The 15,425-nt window shown below is 57.9% G+C and carries 17 protein-coding genes; 9 read left to right on the forward strand and 8 right to left on the reverse strand.

Annotation, left to right across the window (positions count from 1 at the left end):
- The 7 genes from mobC to AC1IN8_RS20950 all read right to left on the reverse strand — a co-directional run.
- The coding region (gene mobC / locus AC1IN8_RS20920; protein WP_032449038.1) for a plasmid mobilization relaxosome protein MobC at positions 1-224 on the reverse strand (224 nt) is incomplete at its 3' end.
- 220 nt (positions 225-444) lie between these two features.
- Entirely contained in the window at positions 445-918 is a 474-nt protein-coding gene (gene dfrA14, locus AC1IN8_RS20925) for a trimethoprim-resistant dihydrofolate reductase DfrA14 (RefSeq protein ID WP_004201280.1), read from the reverse strand.
- A gap of 67 nt (positions 919-985) precedes the next feature.
- Entirely contained in the window at positions 986-1,519 is a 534-nt protein-coding gene (gene aadB / locus AC1IN8_RS20930) for an aminoglycoside nucleotidyltransferase ANT(2'')-Ia (RefSeq protein ID WP_000381802.1), read from the reverse strand.
- Positions 1,520-1,663: 144 nt separating this feature from the next.
- The gene (locus AC1IN8_RS20935; RefSeq protein WP_000706731.1) at positions 1,664-2,563 is read right to left on the reverse strand and encodes an inhibitor-resistant extended-spectrum class A beta-lactamase VEB-1; all 900 of its coding nucleotides are present in this window, start codon (positions 2,561-2,563) and stop codon (positions 1,664-1,666) included.
- A 118-nt stretch (positions 2,564-2,681) separates the two neighbouring features.
- Positions 2,682-3,941, reverse strand: a complete 1,260-nt coding sequence (locus AC1IN8_RS20940) for a chloramphenicol efflux MFS transporter CmlA5 (RefSeq protein WP_012300772.1) — start codon at positions 3,939-3,941, stop codon at positions 2,682-2,684.
- Between the two features lie 214 nt (positions 3,942-4,155).
- The gene (gene aac(6')-Ib, locus AC1IN8_RS20945) at positions 4,156-4,710 is read right to left on the reverse strand and encodes an AAC(6')-Ib family aminoglycoside 6'-N-acetyltransferase (protein ID WP_022631510.1); all 555 of its coding nucleotides are present in this window, start codon (positions 4,708-4,710) and stop codon (positions 4,156-4,158) included.
- A 166-nt stretch (positions 4,711-4,876) separates the two neighbouring features.
- Positions 4,877-5,533 carry a quinolone resistance pentapeptide repeat protein QnrVC4 gene (locus AC1IN8_RS20950; RefSeq protein WP_000361704.1) on the reverse strand — a complete coding sequence of 219 codons (657 nt, stop codon included), beginning with the start codon at positions 5,531-5,533 and terminating at the stop codon, positions 4,877-4,879.
- A gap of 351 nt (positions 5,534-5,884) precedes the next feature.
- Here AC1IN8_RS20950 and intI1 point away from each other — a divergent pair, with 351 nt between their 5' ends.
- From intI1 to AC1IN8_RS20985, 7 genes are all read left to right on the forward strand, one after another.
- Positions 5,885-6,898 (forward strand): class 1 integron integrase IntI1, encoded by a 1,014-nt coding sequence (gene intI1 / locus AC1IN8_RS20955; RefSeq protein ID WP_000845048.1) that lies wholly within the window; start codon positions 5,885-5,887, stop codon positions 6,896-6,898.
- A 208-nt stretch (positions 6,899-7,106) separates the two neighbouring features.
- Positions 7,107-7,406, forward strand: a complete 300-nt coding sequence (locus AC1IN8_RS20960) for a type II toxin-antitoxin system YafQ family toxin (protein WP_196240184.1) — start codon at positions 7,107-7,109, stop codon at positions 7,404-7,406.
- A 126-nt stretch (positions 7,407-7,532) separates the two neighbouring features.
- A complete protein-coding gene (locus tag AC1IN8_RS20965; RefSeq protein WP_479760492.1) occupies positions 7,533-8,108 on the forward strand; it encodes a recombinase family protein in 576 nt (191 codons plus the stop codon).
- 183 nt (positions 8,109-8,291) lie between these two features.
- Positions 8,292-8,933, forward strand: coding sequence for an AAA family ATPase (locus AC1IN8_RS20970; protein WP_033147139.1), 642 nt, complete (start codon positions 8,292-8,294; stop codon positions 8,931-8,933).
- A 38-nt stretch (positions 8,934-8,971) separates the two neighbouring features.
- Positions 8,972-9,256 carry a hypothetical protein gene (locus tag AC1IN8_RS20975; protein ID WP_033147140.1) on the forward strand — a complete coding sequence of 95 codons (285 nt, stop codon included), beginning with the start codon at positions 8,972-8,974 and terminating at the stop codon, positions 9,254-9,256.
- 15 nt (positions 9,257-9,271) lie between these two features.
- Positions 9,272-10,432: a replication protein RepA gene (locus tag AC1IN8_RS20980; RefSeq protein ID WP_224994968.1), complete on the forward strand. Its 1,161-nt coding sequence runs from the start codon at positions 9,272-9,274 to the stop codon at positions 10,430-10,432.
- Between the two features lie 1,000 nt (positions 10,433-11,432).
- Entirely contained in the window at positions 11,433-12,323 is an 891-nt protein-coding gene (locus AC1IN8_RS20985; protein ID WP_042046575.1) for a DNA-binding protein, read from the forward strand.
- Between the two features lie 55 nt (positions 12,324-12,378).
- Here AC1IN8_RS20985 and AC1IN8_RS20990 read toward each other — a convergent pair whose 3' ends face one another.
- Positions 12,379-12,813, reverse strand: coding sequence for a conjugal transfer protein TraD (locus tag AC1IN8_RS20990; protein WP_042046578.1), 435 nt, complete (start codon positions 12,811-12,813; stop codon positions 12,379-12,381).
- A 326-nt stretch (positions 12,814-13,139) separates the two neighbouring features.
- Between AC1IN8_RS20990 and AC1IN8_RS20995 the strand changes: the two genes are divergently transcribed.
- Together AC1IN8_RS20995 and AC1IN8_RS21000 are read left to right on the forward strand one after the other, a co-directional pair.
- Positions 13,140-14,753, forward strand: a complete 1,614-nt coding sequence (locus AC1IN8_RS20995) for a MobA/MobL family protein (RefSeq protein ID WP_101975973.1) — start codon at positions 13,140-13,142, stop codon at positions 14,751-14,753.
- 224 nt (positions 14,754-14,977) lie between these two features.
- Positions 14,978-15,325 carry a hypothetical protein gene (locus tag AC1IN8_RS21000; protein ID WP_038988888.1) on the forward strand — a complete coding sequence of 116 codons (348 nt, stop codon included), beginning with the start codon at positions 14,978-14,980 and terminating at the stop codon, positions 15,323-15,325.
- The last annotated feature ends 100 nt before the right edge of the window (positions 15,326-15,425 follow it).

Here is a 15,425-nt window from a genome sequence, read left to right on the forward strand (position 1 = left end):
TCGTGCCACCGGCTCCAGGTCTTATCGAACAGCTCAGACACATGGTCCAAATGCTGGTCGATCCGTTCGGCCAGTTTTTCGATGGCCTCTTGCTTGAGCTTGTCACTTTCCCTGAACTCGATGTTCAAGGCCCTGGCCACCTGGTTGAGGTTCCGGCCGATAGCTCCAAGCTGCCGGCACGATTCCCGTACGGTGTTCACTTCTTCATCAGTGAGGACCGGCATCCGGTTCAACGACCGCAGTCATTTCTGTACCTAAACAGTCCTGCGAATATGTGAGTTTTGACCTAATGAGCCACAAAAACTCATTTTCGCCCACGATAATTTTTCTACTTCCTTTCTTTGGAATGCTCATTTCAATATTCACATAACGTCGCTATCAATCGCGGAAAAGGCGTAGTGCGCGAAGCGAACGAAGCTTTTTGCCGTCGATTGCATAGCTTTGTTAACCCTTTTTCCAAATTTGATAGCAATAGTTAATGTTTGAAGTAAAGTGTTGCTCAAAAACAACTTCGAAGGTATTTGGAATACTCGGGAAGAAAACATCCCCCTCTGGCTCGATGTCGATCGTCGATAAGTGGAGCGTAGAGGCCATGGGTAATGTTTCTCGGTAAATTTCTCCGCCACCAGACACTATAACGTGACCGGTGAATTCAGCTAGCCTGTCCATGGCCTCTTCGATTGACTGAAATACAACTACATTGTCATCATTTGATGTCCAACCTGAGCGGGTAACGACCGCGTATTTCCTATTGGGGAGTGCGCCCATAGATTCAAACGTCTTGCGACCCACCAGAAGCCACTGATTGTAGGTCAATGCTTTAAAAAGTAGCTGCTCCCCTTTCGCGGACCAGGGTATGTCTGGACCGCAACCAATCACGCCGTTTTTCGCTTTCGCAGCCATCAATGATACTTTCAAGGTTCTCATCCTGGGTTAACACCTGAGTTAAGCCGCGCCGCGAAGCGGCGTCGGCTTGGACGAATTGTTAGGCCGCATATCGCGACCTGAAAGCGGCACGCAAGACCTCAACCTTTTCCGCCCCGAGTGAGGTGCATGCGAGCCTGTAGGACTCTATGTGCTTTGTAGGCCAGTCCACTGGTGGTACTTCATCGGCATAGTAAAAGTAATCCCAGATGATCGCCTCCCAGCTGTTACAACGGACTGGCCGCCCGGCGATGACGCCCTCAGCCGCCTCTGGGCACGAGCCCTGCGGAGCCTCCGCGATTTCATACGCTTCGTCTGCCCACCAAGCAGGTTCGCAGTCAAGTAACTCATCCCCGATCTCCGCTAAGAATCCATAGTCCAACTCCTCCATGACGCGCCCGCCGAGCATTTCAACTATTGCCTCGAGCTCGCCGCGCCTCTCGCCGGGAAACGTCAGATCAATATCATCGTGCTTGCGTGTTACACGCCCTAGCCGTGCATCGATCGCCCAGCCCCCACCGATCCAGAGCGGCAGATTTCGCTCATCTGCCGCAGCTAGAATTTTGTGTATCAATGTGACCTGCGTTGTGTCCATGCGGCCTAACGGTTTGGGCTATGGGCAGTGGCGGTTTGCGTGAGCCTTTCCTGTCAAACCGAGAAAACGCTCGGGCGGGCTACCGACTTTGCAAATTGCACTTCAACCCGCCATTGCCTATGAGCCAGTGTTAGCGGTAGTTTTTTATTTATTCAAATAGTAATTCCACGTTATTTTTGCAATGTCTGAAATAATCTTTTCATTAATTTCCGAAGTTTCTTTGGACTCTGCAACAAATACGCTTATAAAAATTAATTGTCCATTCGGTAAAGTAATTACCCCAACATCATTAGTGGCTGCTGCAATTCCATTATTTATTCCGGAAGTCCCTGTTTTATGAGCAACAATTGTATTCTTTGGTAATTGTCCTTTTAATCGGTTACTTCCTGTTGTTGTTTCTCTCATAATTTTCCAAATAAAATCATAACTTTTTTTAGAAAGTAATTGGTTCTTATTATTATAAGTATCTATTAACAGTTTGTTCATCGCTGTTGGGGTTGCCCAATTTTGATATTGGGTATTCCAATCCTTGTGCATTTGTTCTTCGTTTGCTTTGATTGAAATATCAGTGAAATGATTAGCATTCAAGAATTTTTGAACAGAATCAGTTCCTCCGATTAATTTTAGCAAAATATCACAACCAATATTGTCGCTCTCTGATACTGTATAATTTAGTATTTGTTCAATCGTCAAAGTTGTTCCATTAGGGAATTCCTCTTTAATCGGACTCCACGTTTTAGGCAAAAGGTCTTGAGGGGTAATCTCTATTTTTTGTTCAAAAGAAAGATTCCCTTTATCTATCTCAGACAAAACGGCTAAAGCAATCGGAAATTTCATAACGCTTTGCATCGGGAAATGGAAGTCGTTATTAATCTTCAAAGTATCCTTCTCATTGCTGTTGAATATTGCTACTCCTATTCTGGCATTTTTTGCCTTTAAAACATTCTCAATTTTCAAAGTTAAGTTGTCAGTTTGAGCATTTGAATACACAATTGTAAAAAATAAACTTAACAATACTAATAATATCCTTTTTACGATTTTCATATGTCTGTACTCCTATCTGGTTAAATTACCGCTAACGCCTGAGCTCAGCCGACCGAAACCGCGTAGCGGTTTTGGGTCGGCTGCAGCGATTTGTTGGGCGATAGCTTGCCACATTCTCTCAACGATTGGGATTTGATGTACTTTCCGCACTTTGTAGCGCGACCACATCATGCTCCCCCTGGCCGCGAGAGCCCTTCACTCGGGAAACACAAGACAGACCGAGCACGACTGTTGCAAGGGTCAAACAGTACACGACAACCGGCCAAGCCGTGTTGCGCGGCAACAGCGAAATGATCAACGTTCCGATGCTTCCTAGCAGTACACCGCCCAAGCAGAAGTAGACTGCCGTGACCGTTCCAGCAACATGGTCGAATCCTCGAAGAGCGCCATTGGGCGACACAGATACCGCTGTGGCGACACCAATACCCACTAGCCACATTGGAGCAATAAAGCCTAACACGGACTGCGAAGCCCATATTTCGGTGATGGCAAGCAATACTGCTCCAGCTATCAGGCATCCCATTCCCATTCGCAAGACACTTGGGCTGCCCCACTTGGGTATCACACGCCCCATAAAACGAGCCGTAAACACCATGGCAATTGCCACTGTGGCGAACAGCAGGCTGAAGCCAAGCTGAGACACACCTTGCCTGCCCATCATTAGTCCGGGCGCAATGGAGAAAAAGACGAAGAAGCTACCCATTCCAGCGGCGTAACACAACGTGTACAACCAGAAGTTCAGGCACTTAACGGGGAGTAGCAGCTGCGACCATTGCAAGCCCGCAACTCGTTGCACCCGGGTTTCAGGCCAGAATCGCCACGCTGCTGCAGATGCAGCGATCATGCCCAAACCTAGAAACGCAAAGATAGCCCGCCACCCAAGCCACATGTCGACGAGCGCTCCGAGCAATGGGCCTACCGCCGGGACCATGGCCAGCATGGATCCGAGTATGCCGTAAATGACATTACTTTCCTCGCGACCTGCGTAAATGTCACGTACTGTTGCAAATGTGGAAACAAGGCACGCCGAGGCACCACAAGCCTGAAGAATCCGAAGCCCCAGAAAGACTTCAGCCGATGACGTAAGAGCGAGGCCCATTGACGCCACAACGTAGGCGAGGCCACCTCCCAGTAGAACGGGGCGGCGCCCCAGTCGGTCCGATAGCGGTCCAAACAAGAGCTGACCGGCACCAATCATGACCAAGTACGTTGTCAGCGTAAGCTGAATTGTGCTCGCTGTCGTACCAAGCGCGTTTGGCATAAACGGCACTGCTGGCAAGTACATGTCCATGCCGAGTGATGCCAATAAATCGAACGGTGATAACAACAACACCGTGGCGGCAAGGGAGTACCGCCAACTAAAGTTTTTTGAGCGCACGAAACCATCTCCTTGAACAAAGGATTTGGCGGCGCTCCCGTAGAGCAAAAGGATTCATGAGAACGCCGCAACAACCGAAAAATGAAGGTTGCTGCGGCTTACTTGTCTGCGTTCTTGGAAGTGCTCATCTGCTGACTATCTCATGATTGAATTTGAATCGTAACAACTTTCAAGCAACTCTGCGAGGAGCCTTATTGTGCGCCCAACGTTTGACTTAGGCATCACTGCGTGTTCGCTCGAATGCCTGGCGTGTTTGAACCATGTACACGGCTGGACCATCTGGGGTGGTTACGGTACCTTGCTTCTCAAACCCCGCTTTCTCGTAGCATCGGATCGCTCGCAAGTTGCTCGGCGACGGGTCCGTTTGGATCTTGGTGACCTCGGGATCATTGAACAGCAACTCAACCAGAGCTCGAACCAGCTTGGTTCCCAAGCCTTTGCCCAGTTGTGATGCATTCGCCAGTGACTGGTCTATTCCGCGTACTCCTGGATCGGTTTCTTCTTCCCACCATCCGTCCCCGCTTCCAAGAGCAACGTACGACTGGGCATACCCAATCGGCTCTCCATTCAGCATTGCAATGTATGGAGTGACGGACTCTTGCGCTAAAACGCTTGGCAAGTACTGTTCCTGTACGTCAGCAAGTGTCGGGCGTGCTTCTTCTCCGCCCCACCACTCGACGATATGAGATCGATTTAGCCACTCATAGAGCATCGCAAGGTCATGCTCAGTCATGAGGCGCAGTGTGACGGAATCGTTGCTGTTGGTCACGATGCTGTACTTTGTGATGCCTAACGCCCGCCTAAGGGGCTGGCAACGCATGACACTAAACCCAAACACAACAGCCGTAACCACCACAGCTCATTGGGACTGGAAACGCCACGCGTTGACAGTCCCTCTTGAGGCGTTTGTTATGTGTGTGTTCAAACCATCAAATTTAGTCAGGAACTACTATTAAACCTAATTGCTCTAAAAGTTGTTCTTGCTGCCACGAACAGATTTTTACACCTGTAAGGTCAACTTTCCGAGGGTCTAAACCATACAACTCCGAGTGGCTCAAATCACAACCTTGCAACCTACACTGGCTCCAACACCCTTCAGAAAATACTCCCCGACTTAAATCAGACTCTTTAAATGATGCACCACTCAGATTTGCGCCAATCCATCTATTCTCAAACAAATCACACTTTTCGATACACTGCCTTTCAAAGTTGGCGTATGAAAGATTACAACCTGTTATATAAGCTGAACAAAAATACATTCTGTTCGATACCTGATTCATGAAGCTAGCTTGAGCAAAATTGGCACCCTTTAAATCGCATTCTCTGAACTCGATACCAAAACAATTTGCACCTTTGAAATACGACATTGAAAGACTGCAGTTTTTAAAAGATGCATCTCTAAGATCCGAGTAAGAAAAATCACACCCCTCTAATTCACCTCGTTCAATGAAAGAACAATCTACAAATTGTGTATCGCGGAGGTTCGCTCGTTTAAAGGAACAGCAGAAAAATTTGCAATTTTTAAAATACTGACCACTCATGTCTTGATGTGAAAAGTCTGCTTGTACATATAACTGGTCTGTTTTATCCATTTTCTAGCCCTCTTTCTATTTGAGTCGAAGACTAACATTTACCAACCAGTTCTCAAGAAAAATAAACACCTTAAAAACAGCAACTTACAACCACTTAAAATCGCAAAAATAAGGTACCAAATTGACGCTCTAAGGCACTGTTTTTTAATTCACCCATGCCGCATGGCTAGAAAAAAGTTTTGATTAATCATGGCGCTTGCAAGAAAAACACATAACTTTGTTTTAGGGCGACTGCCCTGCTGCGTAACATCGTTGCTGCTCCATAACATCAAACATCGACCCACGGCGTAACGCGCTTGCTGCTTGGATGCCCGAGGCATAGACTGTACAAAAAAACAGTCATAACAAGCCATGAAAACCGCCACTGCGCCGTTACCACCGCTGCGTTCGGTCAAGGTTCTGGACCAGTTGCGTGAGCGCATACGCTACTTGCATTACAGCTTACGAACCGAACAGGCTTATGTCCACTGGGTTCGTGCCTTCATCCGTTTCCACGGTGTGCGTCACCCGGCAACCTTGGGCAGCAGCGAAGTCGAGGCATTTCTGTCCTGGCTGGCGAACGAGCGCAAGGTTTCGGTCTCCACGCATCGTCAGGCATTGGCGGCCTTGCTGTTCTTCTACGGCAAGGTGCTGTGCACGGATCTGCCCTGGCTTCAGGAGATCGGAAGACCTCGGCCGTCGCGGCGCTTGCCGGTGGTGCTGACCCCGGATGAAGTGGTTCGCATCCTCGGTTTTCTGGAAGGCGAGCATCGTTTGTTCGCCCAGCTTCTGTATGGAACGGGCATGCGGATCAGTGAGGGTTTGCAACTGCGGGTCAAGGATCTGGATTTCGATCACGGCACGATCATCGTGCGGGAGGGCAAGGGCTCCAAGGATCGGGCCTTGATGTTACCCGAGAGCTTGGCACCCAGCCTGCGCGAGCAGCTGTCGCGTGCACGGGCATGGTGGCTGAAGGACCAGGCCGAGGGCCGCAGCGGCGTTGCGCTTCCCGACGCCCTTGAGCGGAAGTATCCGCGCGCCGGGCATTCCTGGCCGTGGTTCTGGGTTTTTGCGCAGCACACGCATTCGACCGATCCACGGAGCGGTGTCGTGCGTCGCCATCACATGTATGACCAGACCTTTCAGCGCGCCTTCAAACGTGCCGTAGAACAAGCAGGCATCACGAAGCCCGCCACACCGCACACCCTCCGCCACTCGTTCGCGACGGCCTTGCTCCGCAGCGGTTACGACATTCGAACCGTGCAGGATCTGCTCGGCCATTCCGACGTCTCTACGACGATGATTTACACGCATGTGCTGAAAGTTGGCGGTGCCGGAGTGCGCTCACCGCTTGATGCGCTGCCGCCCCTCACTAGTGAGAGGTAGGGCAGCGCAAGTCAATCCTGGCGGATTCACTACCCCTGCGCGAAGGCCATCGGTGCCGCATCGAACGGCCGGTTGCGGAAAGTCCTCCCTGCGTCCGCTGATGGCCGGCAGCAGCCCGTCGTTGCCTGATGGATCCAACCCCTCCGCTGCTATAGTGCAGTCGGCTTCTGACGTTCAGTGCAGCCGTCTTCTGAAAACGACAGTTTTTGTGTCATTTTCAGAAGACGACTGCACCAGACAACGCGGTTTGAAGGCTGTTGTGCAGTCGTCTATTGAACGAACAGTATCAGGAGTCCGCTGCACGAATGATGACCTCAAGCCGGTTCTGGTCGCGCTGGCGACCGATCAGCCCCTGGATGTGCGATACCGCGACCACGATCTTTCCGGCGATTGGGCGGGCTACCGCGAATGCCACATCAAGCCCGACCTGCTGCTGATCTACCGCAAGTCCGACGCCGACACCCTGCGACTGGCGCGGCTTGGCTCCCATAGCGAGCTGTTCGGCTGATGCCAGTCGCCTTGTCCGCCAAACGATCATTAGGCGGCCAAACCGGACGCCTGTCCGAAAACATCTTGCGCAACGGGATGACGGACAATAAGATAGGCGGACGGTATAACGGACAAATGGGCGGAAATGGCACTCATCGGCTATGCGCGGGTATCGACGGCGGAACAGGACACCGCCTTGCAGACGGATGCGCTGCGCAATGCAGGCTGCGAACGGGTTTTCGAGGACACGGCATCCGGGGCCAAGGCAGACCGGCCCGGCTTGGCCGATGCGCTGGCTTATCTGCGCGATGGCGATGTGCTGGTCGTCTGGCGGCTGGATCGGCTTGGCCGCTCCCTGCCGCACCTGATTGAGACGGTCGGCAAGCTGGAAGAACGGGGCGTCGGCTTCCGCTCGTTGACTGAAAACATCGACACCACCACGCCGGGCGGACGGCTCATCTTCCATGTGTTCGGTGCGCTGGGCCAGTTCGAGCGCGACCTGATCCGCGAGCGCACCAAGGCCGGGTTGACCGCTGCCGCCGCACGCGGGCGCAAAGGCGGACGCAAGCCGGTTGTCACTGCCGACAAGTTGCAACGAGCGCGGGAGCTTGTCGCCAACGGCTTGAATGTCCGCGAGGCCGCCGCACGCCTCAAGGTAGGAAAAACCGCTCTCTACGCTGCCTTGCAGGCGGCCAGTTCTGGCAGTGCAGCCGACTCCTGATATTTCGTGCAGTCGCCTTCTGAAAACGACAACGAGATCCACCAGATCGCCTAAGCCCTCCCCTGCCCTGCCACCGAACCCCGCTGCGTGCGGGGTTTTTTATGCCTGCGGCAAGCATTGACAAGCATCCTTTTTTCACTACAATAGCAACTGTTTTTAATATTAAGTTGAGGTGACAAGGCGATGATTATCACCGTTGGAAACACAAAGGGCGGCGTGGGGAAAACCACCATTGCCGTGAATCTGGCAATCGCCCGCGCATTGGCCGGGCGTGATGTGTGGCTGATCGACGGTGATCGTCAGGGCACCGCGCAGACAGCAATCAGCATTCGTGCCGAGGCCGGGCACACGCCGGGCATTGCCTGCGCGACCTACCCGGACGGCCCGACCCTGCGGGCACAGGTGCAGCAGCAAGCGGCCAAGTTCGATGACGTGGTGATCGACGCAGGCGGGCGCGACTCGACCGCGCTACGCGCAGCCCTCGTGCTGTCTGACGTGCTGCTGGTGCCGTTCCAGCCGCGCAGCTATGACGTGTGGGCGCTCAACGACATTGCGGCGCTGGTCGATGAGGCCCGCAGTGTGCGCGACGGTTTGCGCTGCTTTGCTGTCCTCAACTGCGCCGATCCGGGCGAGCACTCCACCGACAACGCCGAGGCCGCCGCCGCCGTGGCCGAGGTGCCCCAGTTCGAGTACCTGCCGACCCCGCTACGCCGCCGCAAGGCGTTTTCCAACGCCGCAGGGGCGGGGCAGTGTGTGCTTGAAATCAAGCCGCAAGACGGCAAAGCAAGCGCGGAACTTGATGCACTTATCAGCGCATTGTTTTAATATCAAATCAATATGCTTTAAGTGTGGAGATAGATTCAATGGCGATTACAAAGAAACCGACGAAGCCCGCGCAAGACGCTACCGCAGCGGCGGCGGATGCCTTCATTTCCGGTGCGCCGGATGCTGCCGCAGCCACCCCGGAAGCTCCGCGCCGGGTGCGCAAGGGTCGCAAGGTGCAAATCACGCTGACCATTGCCGAGCCGCTGCTGGATCGTGTCGATGAACTGGCTGGCCAGATTGGGCAGAGCCGGGCGGCTGTCATCAATCTGGCAGTGATGCAGATGCTCCAGAGCGGGCTACGCATCGAGGGCGAGGAACGATAAAGAGGGGAGGGGGCTATGGCCGCCAACGATCAAGAGATTTGGGTATCAGCGTTCGATGTTCTCATCGCCCAGCTTGATGAAGCTCTCATTGAGTTGCGCCGGTCGCTTGCCAGCGTAGCCATAGAGCACGGTGTCGATAGCCCACAGGTTGCGGGAGTCCGGGCGCAGATCGACGAAGCCACCGCGAAGCGCGAGAAGGCGCAGGCCGAGCGGCAGCGCGTCATGGCCCAGCTTGCCGCCGGTGTGTCTGTTGCCGTCACTACCGAAAAGCCCAAGGCGACACCCAAGCGCAAACAGCCGGGCATCCTGACACAATCCGACCTCAAGCTGATTGAGGCATCGGCGGAGATCATGAGCACGCCGCCCGATGGTGAGGACATGGCCTTTACCCATTCGGTGCTGTGCCAAGTCGGCCTGCCGCGCTCCAAATTCGATGGCCGCGAGTTCATGCGCCAATCCGGCGCAGCTTGGATCAACGTGCAGGCGGGGTGGCTGGATGAGGGCAAGGGGCCTGTGCAGCAGCCCGTCCCCTATGGCCCTTTGCCACGCTTGGCGCTGGCGTGGATCTCCACGCAGGCCGTGCGAACCAAAGACCGCGAAATTGCCATCGGCAGCAGCGCAAGCGAGTTTCTGCGACTGTTGGGTAAGCCCACCACTGGCGGGGTGCGCGGATCGTTCACCACTCTGCGGAAGCAGATGCACGCCCTTGCAGCCTGCCGCCTGCAACTAGGCTTCAAGGGTCGCACGTTCAACGGGCAGCCGGTGGAGCAGTTCGACGCTTGGCTGGCGAACAGGGAAACGGGCCAGCAGGCGCTTTGGCCGGGCCTGTTGGTGTTGTCTGATGGTTACTTCAACTCACTGGTAGAGAACGCCGTCCCGCTCGATAACCGCGCCCTCATGGCCTTGTCTGATTCCGCGCTGGCTTTGGACGTGTACACATGGCTTGCCCACCGGCTACATCGCATTGAGGGGCGAGGCGTCACCCTTCACTGGAAGGCCATCCGCGAACAGTTCGCGCAGGAGTACAAGGGGAAAGACCCCGACAAGGACTTCAAAAAGGAGTTTGTGCCCGCGATCAAGAAGGTGTTAGCCGTCTATCCGCAGGCCAAGGTCAAGCCCGTCACGGGCGGCGTGCTGCTGCTGGGGTCGCCCCCCCCCATCGCATACAAGGGCTGAGGGGCCGGGGTGGGGATAAACCCTGTGGATGAAGCAAGTTATCCACGCTGAATCGCCCCCCCCATCACGCTGAATCGCCCCCCCCCTTGTGCCGAAAACCACGCTGAATCGCCCCCCCTTTTCACGCTGAATCGCCCCCCCCCTAAACCGGTACGGTTATGCCTTTAATGTTTTAACCTATAAATATTTACCGATAATTGGCTGCGCCTATCGGTGGATAACTCAAGCCACCACGCAAAATCGACGCTGAAAGCGGCCTAAAGGCCGGGGCACCCCTGCGGGGTTCCCCCACCCTTCGGGCGGCTCCCCCTCCGGCTGAAAATGTGGCCGCAAGCGGCCAGCCGTTCACCAAGCGCGGACAAGCCGCGCACGCAGCCCCACCGCCTCAGCCTGGACAAACAGCAGTTGGCACCCAAAGGCCGCAAAAGCGGTTTTTCAGAAAGGCAGGCCAACGGCCAGCACTCCGAACAAGCCCCGAGACTGGCCGACACTCTCCCATCCCCCCCGCCCCTTCCCGCTGGGAAGGGGAGCACTGCATTGCCCGTGGGGGCTAGCCGGGAGGATGTGCGCCTTCGGCTTCTTCCTCCCGTCTGCCGATAGGCTTGGGTCGTTCCAAGGGCGTCAAGGGCCGGGCCGCCCCGGAGACCCTTGACCCCCCTTTCCACTCGAAAAGCGATCAGGAAGCGCCACAGCGGCCCGTAGGGCCGTTTTAGGGGTCTGGCATAACCCAGGCCACCCCAAGACCGGAAAACGCGCTGTAGGCCCGTTTCTGGCCGCTTTGCCCAAGTGGAGCCGGGCGGCGGGCGGAAAGCTCCGCTTTTCGTTCGACGGCTGGCCGACAACGAGCCGAAGGCGAGGCGTCAGCACGGTGTTTCACCAAAAACGAGCAGCCGACCGGGCAGCGGTACGTTACGAAAACCGCTTGTGTATCGTACTGTATAGCTGTATGGTATCGTATCAATACGAAATACAGTAATACGATACGAAAGGAGAAAGGATCATGGCACGTCAAGGCATCACTCGGGATCAAGTTTTCACCGCCGCTGACGCCCTCGTGGGCGACGGGCAACAGCCCACCATCAATGCGATCCGGGAGCGTTTGGGCGGCACCGGGTCGCCAAACACGATCCACAAGCATCTTGTGCAATGGCGTGAGGCCCGCCCGGTGGCTGCCGTTGCGGCCCCGGAGTTGCCGCAGGCGCTGACTGCCGCCATTGCTGGCGAGATCGAGAAGGCCGCAGCGAAGGCGCGGGCCGAGAAAGAGCAAGAACTCCAGCAAGCGCAGGCCGAGGCCGCCGAACTTGGGGCCGCAGGCGAGGCGCTGGAGGCCGAGCGCGACGAGCTGGCCGAGCAGGTGGCCGTCCTCACCACGGAGCGCGACACGCTGGCAGGCAAAGCCGCCCAGCAGGCCGCCGACTTGGCCGAGGCGCAGCAGCGCATCGAGCGCGAGCAGCAGGCGGCAGAGGCCGCCCGCGTGGAGGTGGCAACGGCACGGCTCAAGATCGAAGCGCAGACCGAGCGCCAGACGGAGCAGGCCGCAGAGATAGAGCGCCTACGCGCCGCACTGGCCGAGGCACAGCAGGGCCGCACCGCCGCCGAGCAGCAGGCCGCCGTGCTGGCCGCCAAGCTGGAGGCGTGCGCCGACCGCGCCGAGCAGATCGAGCAGCAGGCCGCCAAGGCTGCACAGGCCCACGACACCGCCCGCGCAGCAGCGGCGCAGGAAATCCGGCAGGCGCAGGCCGAGCGTGACGAGGCCCGCAAGGTGGCAGCAGAGGCCCGCGAGCAGGCCGCACGACTTGCCGGGCAGCTTGAGGCGCTGCAACGGCAGCAGGACAAGGCCGAGGCCGCCGAGAAGGCCACCAAGGCACCGAAAGGGAAAGGGGGGGAGTGATGCCAGCCGCCGCCCAGTTCGGCGGGGCGGGGGTCGATGGCATAGCCGTAGTCCGTCATCGCCGCGCCCTCTCGGCCATCAGGGCATCGCCTTTGGCCTTCCAAGCTGCCCTCTTGGCGTCATCGACCTGGGCCTCGGCCAGCGACACCAGAGCGCCCAGCAGTTCGCCCCGGTCGCGGGTCGGCTTGCCGGTCTTGGTATCGATCAGCCCGGCCAGGATCATCAGGCCCGCCGACTCGTACAGCTCATGGTCGCGGGCCTTCCTCTCGGCGGCCCTCTCGGCGTTGATGATGCGGGCGGCGTCGGCGCGGGCCTTCTGGGCGCGTTCGGCGGCCTTCTCGGCGCGTACCAGGGCGGCCAGTTTGCGGCCATCGTCGGCGGTGCGGTCGGGCTTGTCGGCCAGCATCAGCAGCAGGCGCTGTTGATCGCTGGGAGCCTTCAAGCCGCGCAGGTATGCCAGCCGTTCGGCCAGCCACTTATCTTGTGTCATGGGTGCGTCTCCCTCTGTGATGGAGGCTCCCATTTTACGCGGAAGGTGGCCGGGGCGCGACGGCTGCGGTATCCTTCCGTTTTACGGAAGGCGCGCTTAGTTGTTTCTCGGCAAGCCGAGAAACGCGCGGCAGGGGAAGCCCCTGCACCCCAGCGCCTACGGCGCAAAAAACACGAGGAGCGGCGGCGGTGGCAATCGGGCGATTGAGCATGAAGGTAGGCAAGGCCGGTAAGGCCGGGCCTCATGCCGCCTACATCGCCCGCGAAGGCCAGTACGCCAACCGCCTAGAGCGCGGCGAAAAGTTGGAAGCGACCGAGGCGGGCAACATGCCCGCCTGGGCGCAGTCCAACCCGCTTGCCTTCTGGCAGGCCGCCGACGCCTACGAGCGCAAGAACGGCACGACCTACCGGGAGATGGAAATTGCCCTGCCGCGCGAGCTGAGCGCCGCGCAGCGGATCGAGCTGGTGCGCGAGTTTGTACGCCAGGAGATAGGCGACCGGCACGCCTACCAGTGGGCCCTCCATGTACCGACCGCCGCCGATGGTGGCGAGCAGCCGCACTTCCACCTGATGTTTTCGGAGCGACAGGTGGATGGCATCGACCGCGACCCGGAGCAGTACTTCAAGCGGTACAACGCCAAGGCCCCGGAGAAGGGCGGCGCACGCAAGGGCTACGGCCCGAGCGCGGGCCAGACCTTGACCAAGGCCGAGCGGGCCGCCGAGCTGAAAGAGCTGCGCGGGCGCTGGGAGGCCATGTGCAATGCGCACCTGGAGCGGGCCGGGGTGGAGCAGCGCATCGACATGCGCAGCCACGCCGAGCGCGGCACCGGCCTGGAGCCGGAGCGCAAGCAGTTGCCGAGCGCCTGGCGCGGCGAAGGTCGCGCCCAGGTGATCGAGTTTCGCGCCGCCCGCGCCGAGGTGGCCCAGGCCGCCGCCGAGCTGCGGCGCGCGGTGCCGGATACCGGCGCCGAAATCATCCACCTGGAAGCCGAGCGGCAGCGCCGCGAACAGGCCCAGCGGGAGGCCCGAGAGCGGGCCGAGCGGGAGAAGGCGCAGCAGGAGCGCCAGCGCCTGGAGCGCATGAGCAGCCGCGAGCTGGCCCAGGAGATTGCCCGCCTGCGCCCGCCGCGAGTGATCGACCTGGTAGAGCGCGACCGCGCTGTACTACAGGCCGAGGCCGAGCGGCAGGCGCTACAGAACCAGCACACCGAGGCGGGCAGCGCCGCAGCCCGCGCCCGCGACCAGGCGCAGGCATGGCGGGAGGCGCACAAAGTGCAGGCGTGGTTCCACGACAAGGGCATTGGTCATGCGCCCAAGCTGCGCGAGCTGGAACAGCAGCGCGAGGAACACCGCGCCGAGTGGCAGCGACTTGGGCAGCGCATCGAGGAGGCCAGCTTGCGCGTGCAGCACGTGCGCCAGCAGGCGCACCAGCGCATCACCGCCGAGCAGGAGCCGACGCTGGCGAAGCTGGCCGAGCTGGAAGCCTTGCAGAAGGAGAAGGCCCGCCAGGAGCGCGAGGCCGAGGCGAAGCGGCTACAGCAGCAGCGCATCGAGCGCGAGCGCGAGGAAGAGTCGATGGCCGCGCTGGAGCACCGTCTAGCGGAACTGCGGGCCGCGCAAGAGGCTGACGCCACTCAGCCGGAGCCCAGCGATGATGATCCTCGCTGGGCGGCGTTTGAACGCACCTTCATGCACGCAGCCCAGTTCGAGCACTACCTCAGCTTGACCGTTCTGGCCGCACCGCTTGCCGGACTCAAAGCACGTTTCGCGGCGTACATGGATACCGCTGCGGAGCAAGGCATGACGCCGGAAATGTTCGCTCAGGCCTGCGCAAAAGGCATGGCCGAACAGGAGCGGCGGGCTATGCAGGAACAGGCGGCGAGGGATGCCGATCCCAAACAGCCACAAGAGGACTCCCCTGTTTCTACTCCCACCCCATGATGCCACCGGCAATGGTGGGAACAGTGTGGAAAGACGGTGGCGGCATGGTGTCAATGATGACGGTAACAAGGTGGTGACATGGTGGAACGATGGTGGCGGGATATTGGTAAGACAGTGGCGACACTGTGGCGGCTGTGTGTGCATACGGTGGCAATAGCGTGGCACTTCACCACAATGCAGCCACATTCCTGCCACCATCTGATGTCGATTCGGGAGGGTTGCGCATGAAAGTCTGGGCATTCGATGAGAACCGGGCCGATTTCGTAGATGCTGCGCCGGAGCGGATGAACGCTGATGCGACCGGGTACTACATCATCCGGCGCGGCGATGACGTGTTAGTCCGCGAGCACGGCCAGGAACGGCCCATGCCTGAGCGGCTGACCGTAGCCGGGGTGCCATTTGACCGGGAGCAGTTCGAGCACACCCACCCCCTGCCTCTGCGAGCGGAGATGAAACGAGACGGCCAATGGGCGCGGGCGCAATTGCAGGCCCGCGACCGGGCCGAAATCGCCCTGCCGCTGGAATTGCCCATTTGGGTGACGAAAACGCCGCTGACCGAGGGCAAGGCGTGATCCTGTCGCCCGTCTGCGGGCATTTGTTTGTGTTTCATCGTAGCCCTGCCGACTGTTCAGAAAACGGTGGTTTGTTGGACAGTTGCCGCAAGGGGCGTTT

It is taken from the genome of Aeromonas sp. 130281, from assembly GCF_056642115.1.

Coding starts and splice junctions, on each gene's coding strand:
- aadB (WP_000381802.1), bottom strand. CDS start 1,519: ATGGACACAACGCAGGTCACATTGATACACAAAATTCTAGCTGCGGCA.
- AC1IN8_RS20935 (WP_000706731.1), bottom strand. CDS start 2,563: ATGAAAATCGTAAAAAGGATATTATTAGTATTGTTAAGTTTATTTTTT.
- AC1IN8_RS20950 (WP_000361704.1), bottom strand. CDS start 5,533: ATGGATAAAACAGACCAGTTATATGTACAAGCAGACTTTTCACATCAA.
- intI1 (WP_000845048.1), top strand. CDS start 5,885: ATGAAAACCGCCACTGCGCCGTTACCACCGCTGCGTTCGGTCAAGGTT.
- AC1IN8_RS20965 (WP_479760492.1), top strand. CDS start 7,533: ATGGCACTCATCGGCTATGCGCGGGTATCGACGGCGGAACAGGACACC.
- AC1IN8_RS20970 (WP_033147139.1), top strand. CDS start 8,292: ATGATTATCACCGTTGGAAACACAAAGGGCGGCGTGGGGAAAACCACC.
- AC1IN8_RS20975 (WP_033147140.1), top strand. CDS start 8,972: ATGGCGATTACAAAGAAACCGACGAAGCCCGCGCAAGACGCTACCGCA.
- AC1IN8_RS20980 (WP_224994968.1), top strand. CDS start 9,272: ATGGCCGCCAACGATCAAGAGATTTGGGTATCAGCGTTCGATGTTCTC.
- AC1IN8_RS20985 (WP_042046575.1), top strand. CDS start 11,433: ATGGCACGTCAAGGCATCACTCGGGATCAAGTTTTCACCGCCGCTGAC.
- AC1IN8_RS20990 (WP_042046578.1), bottom strand. CDS start 12,813: ATGACACAAGATAAGTGGCTGGCCGAACGGCTGGCATACCTGCGCGGC.
- AC1IN8_RS20995 (WP_101975973.1), top strand. CDS start 13,140: ATGCCCGCCTGGGCGCAGTCCAACCCGCTTGCCTTCTGGCAGGCCGCC.
- AC1IN8_RS21000 (WP_038988888.1), top strand. CDS start 14,978: ATGAAAGTCTGGGCATTCGATGAGAACCGGGCCGATTTCGTAGATGCT.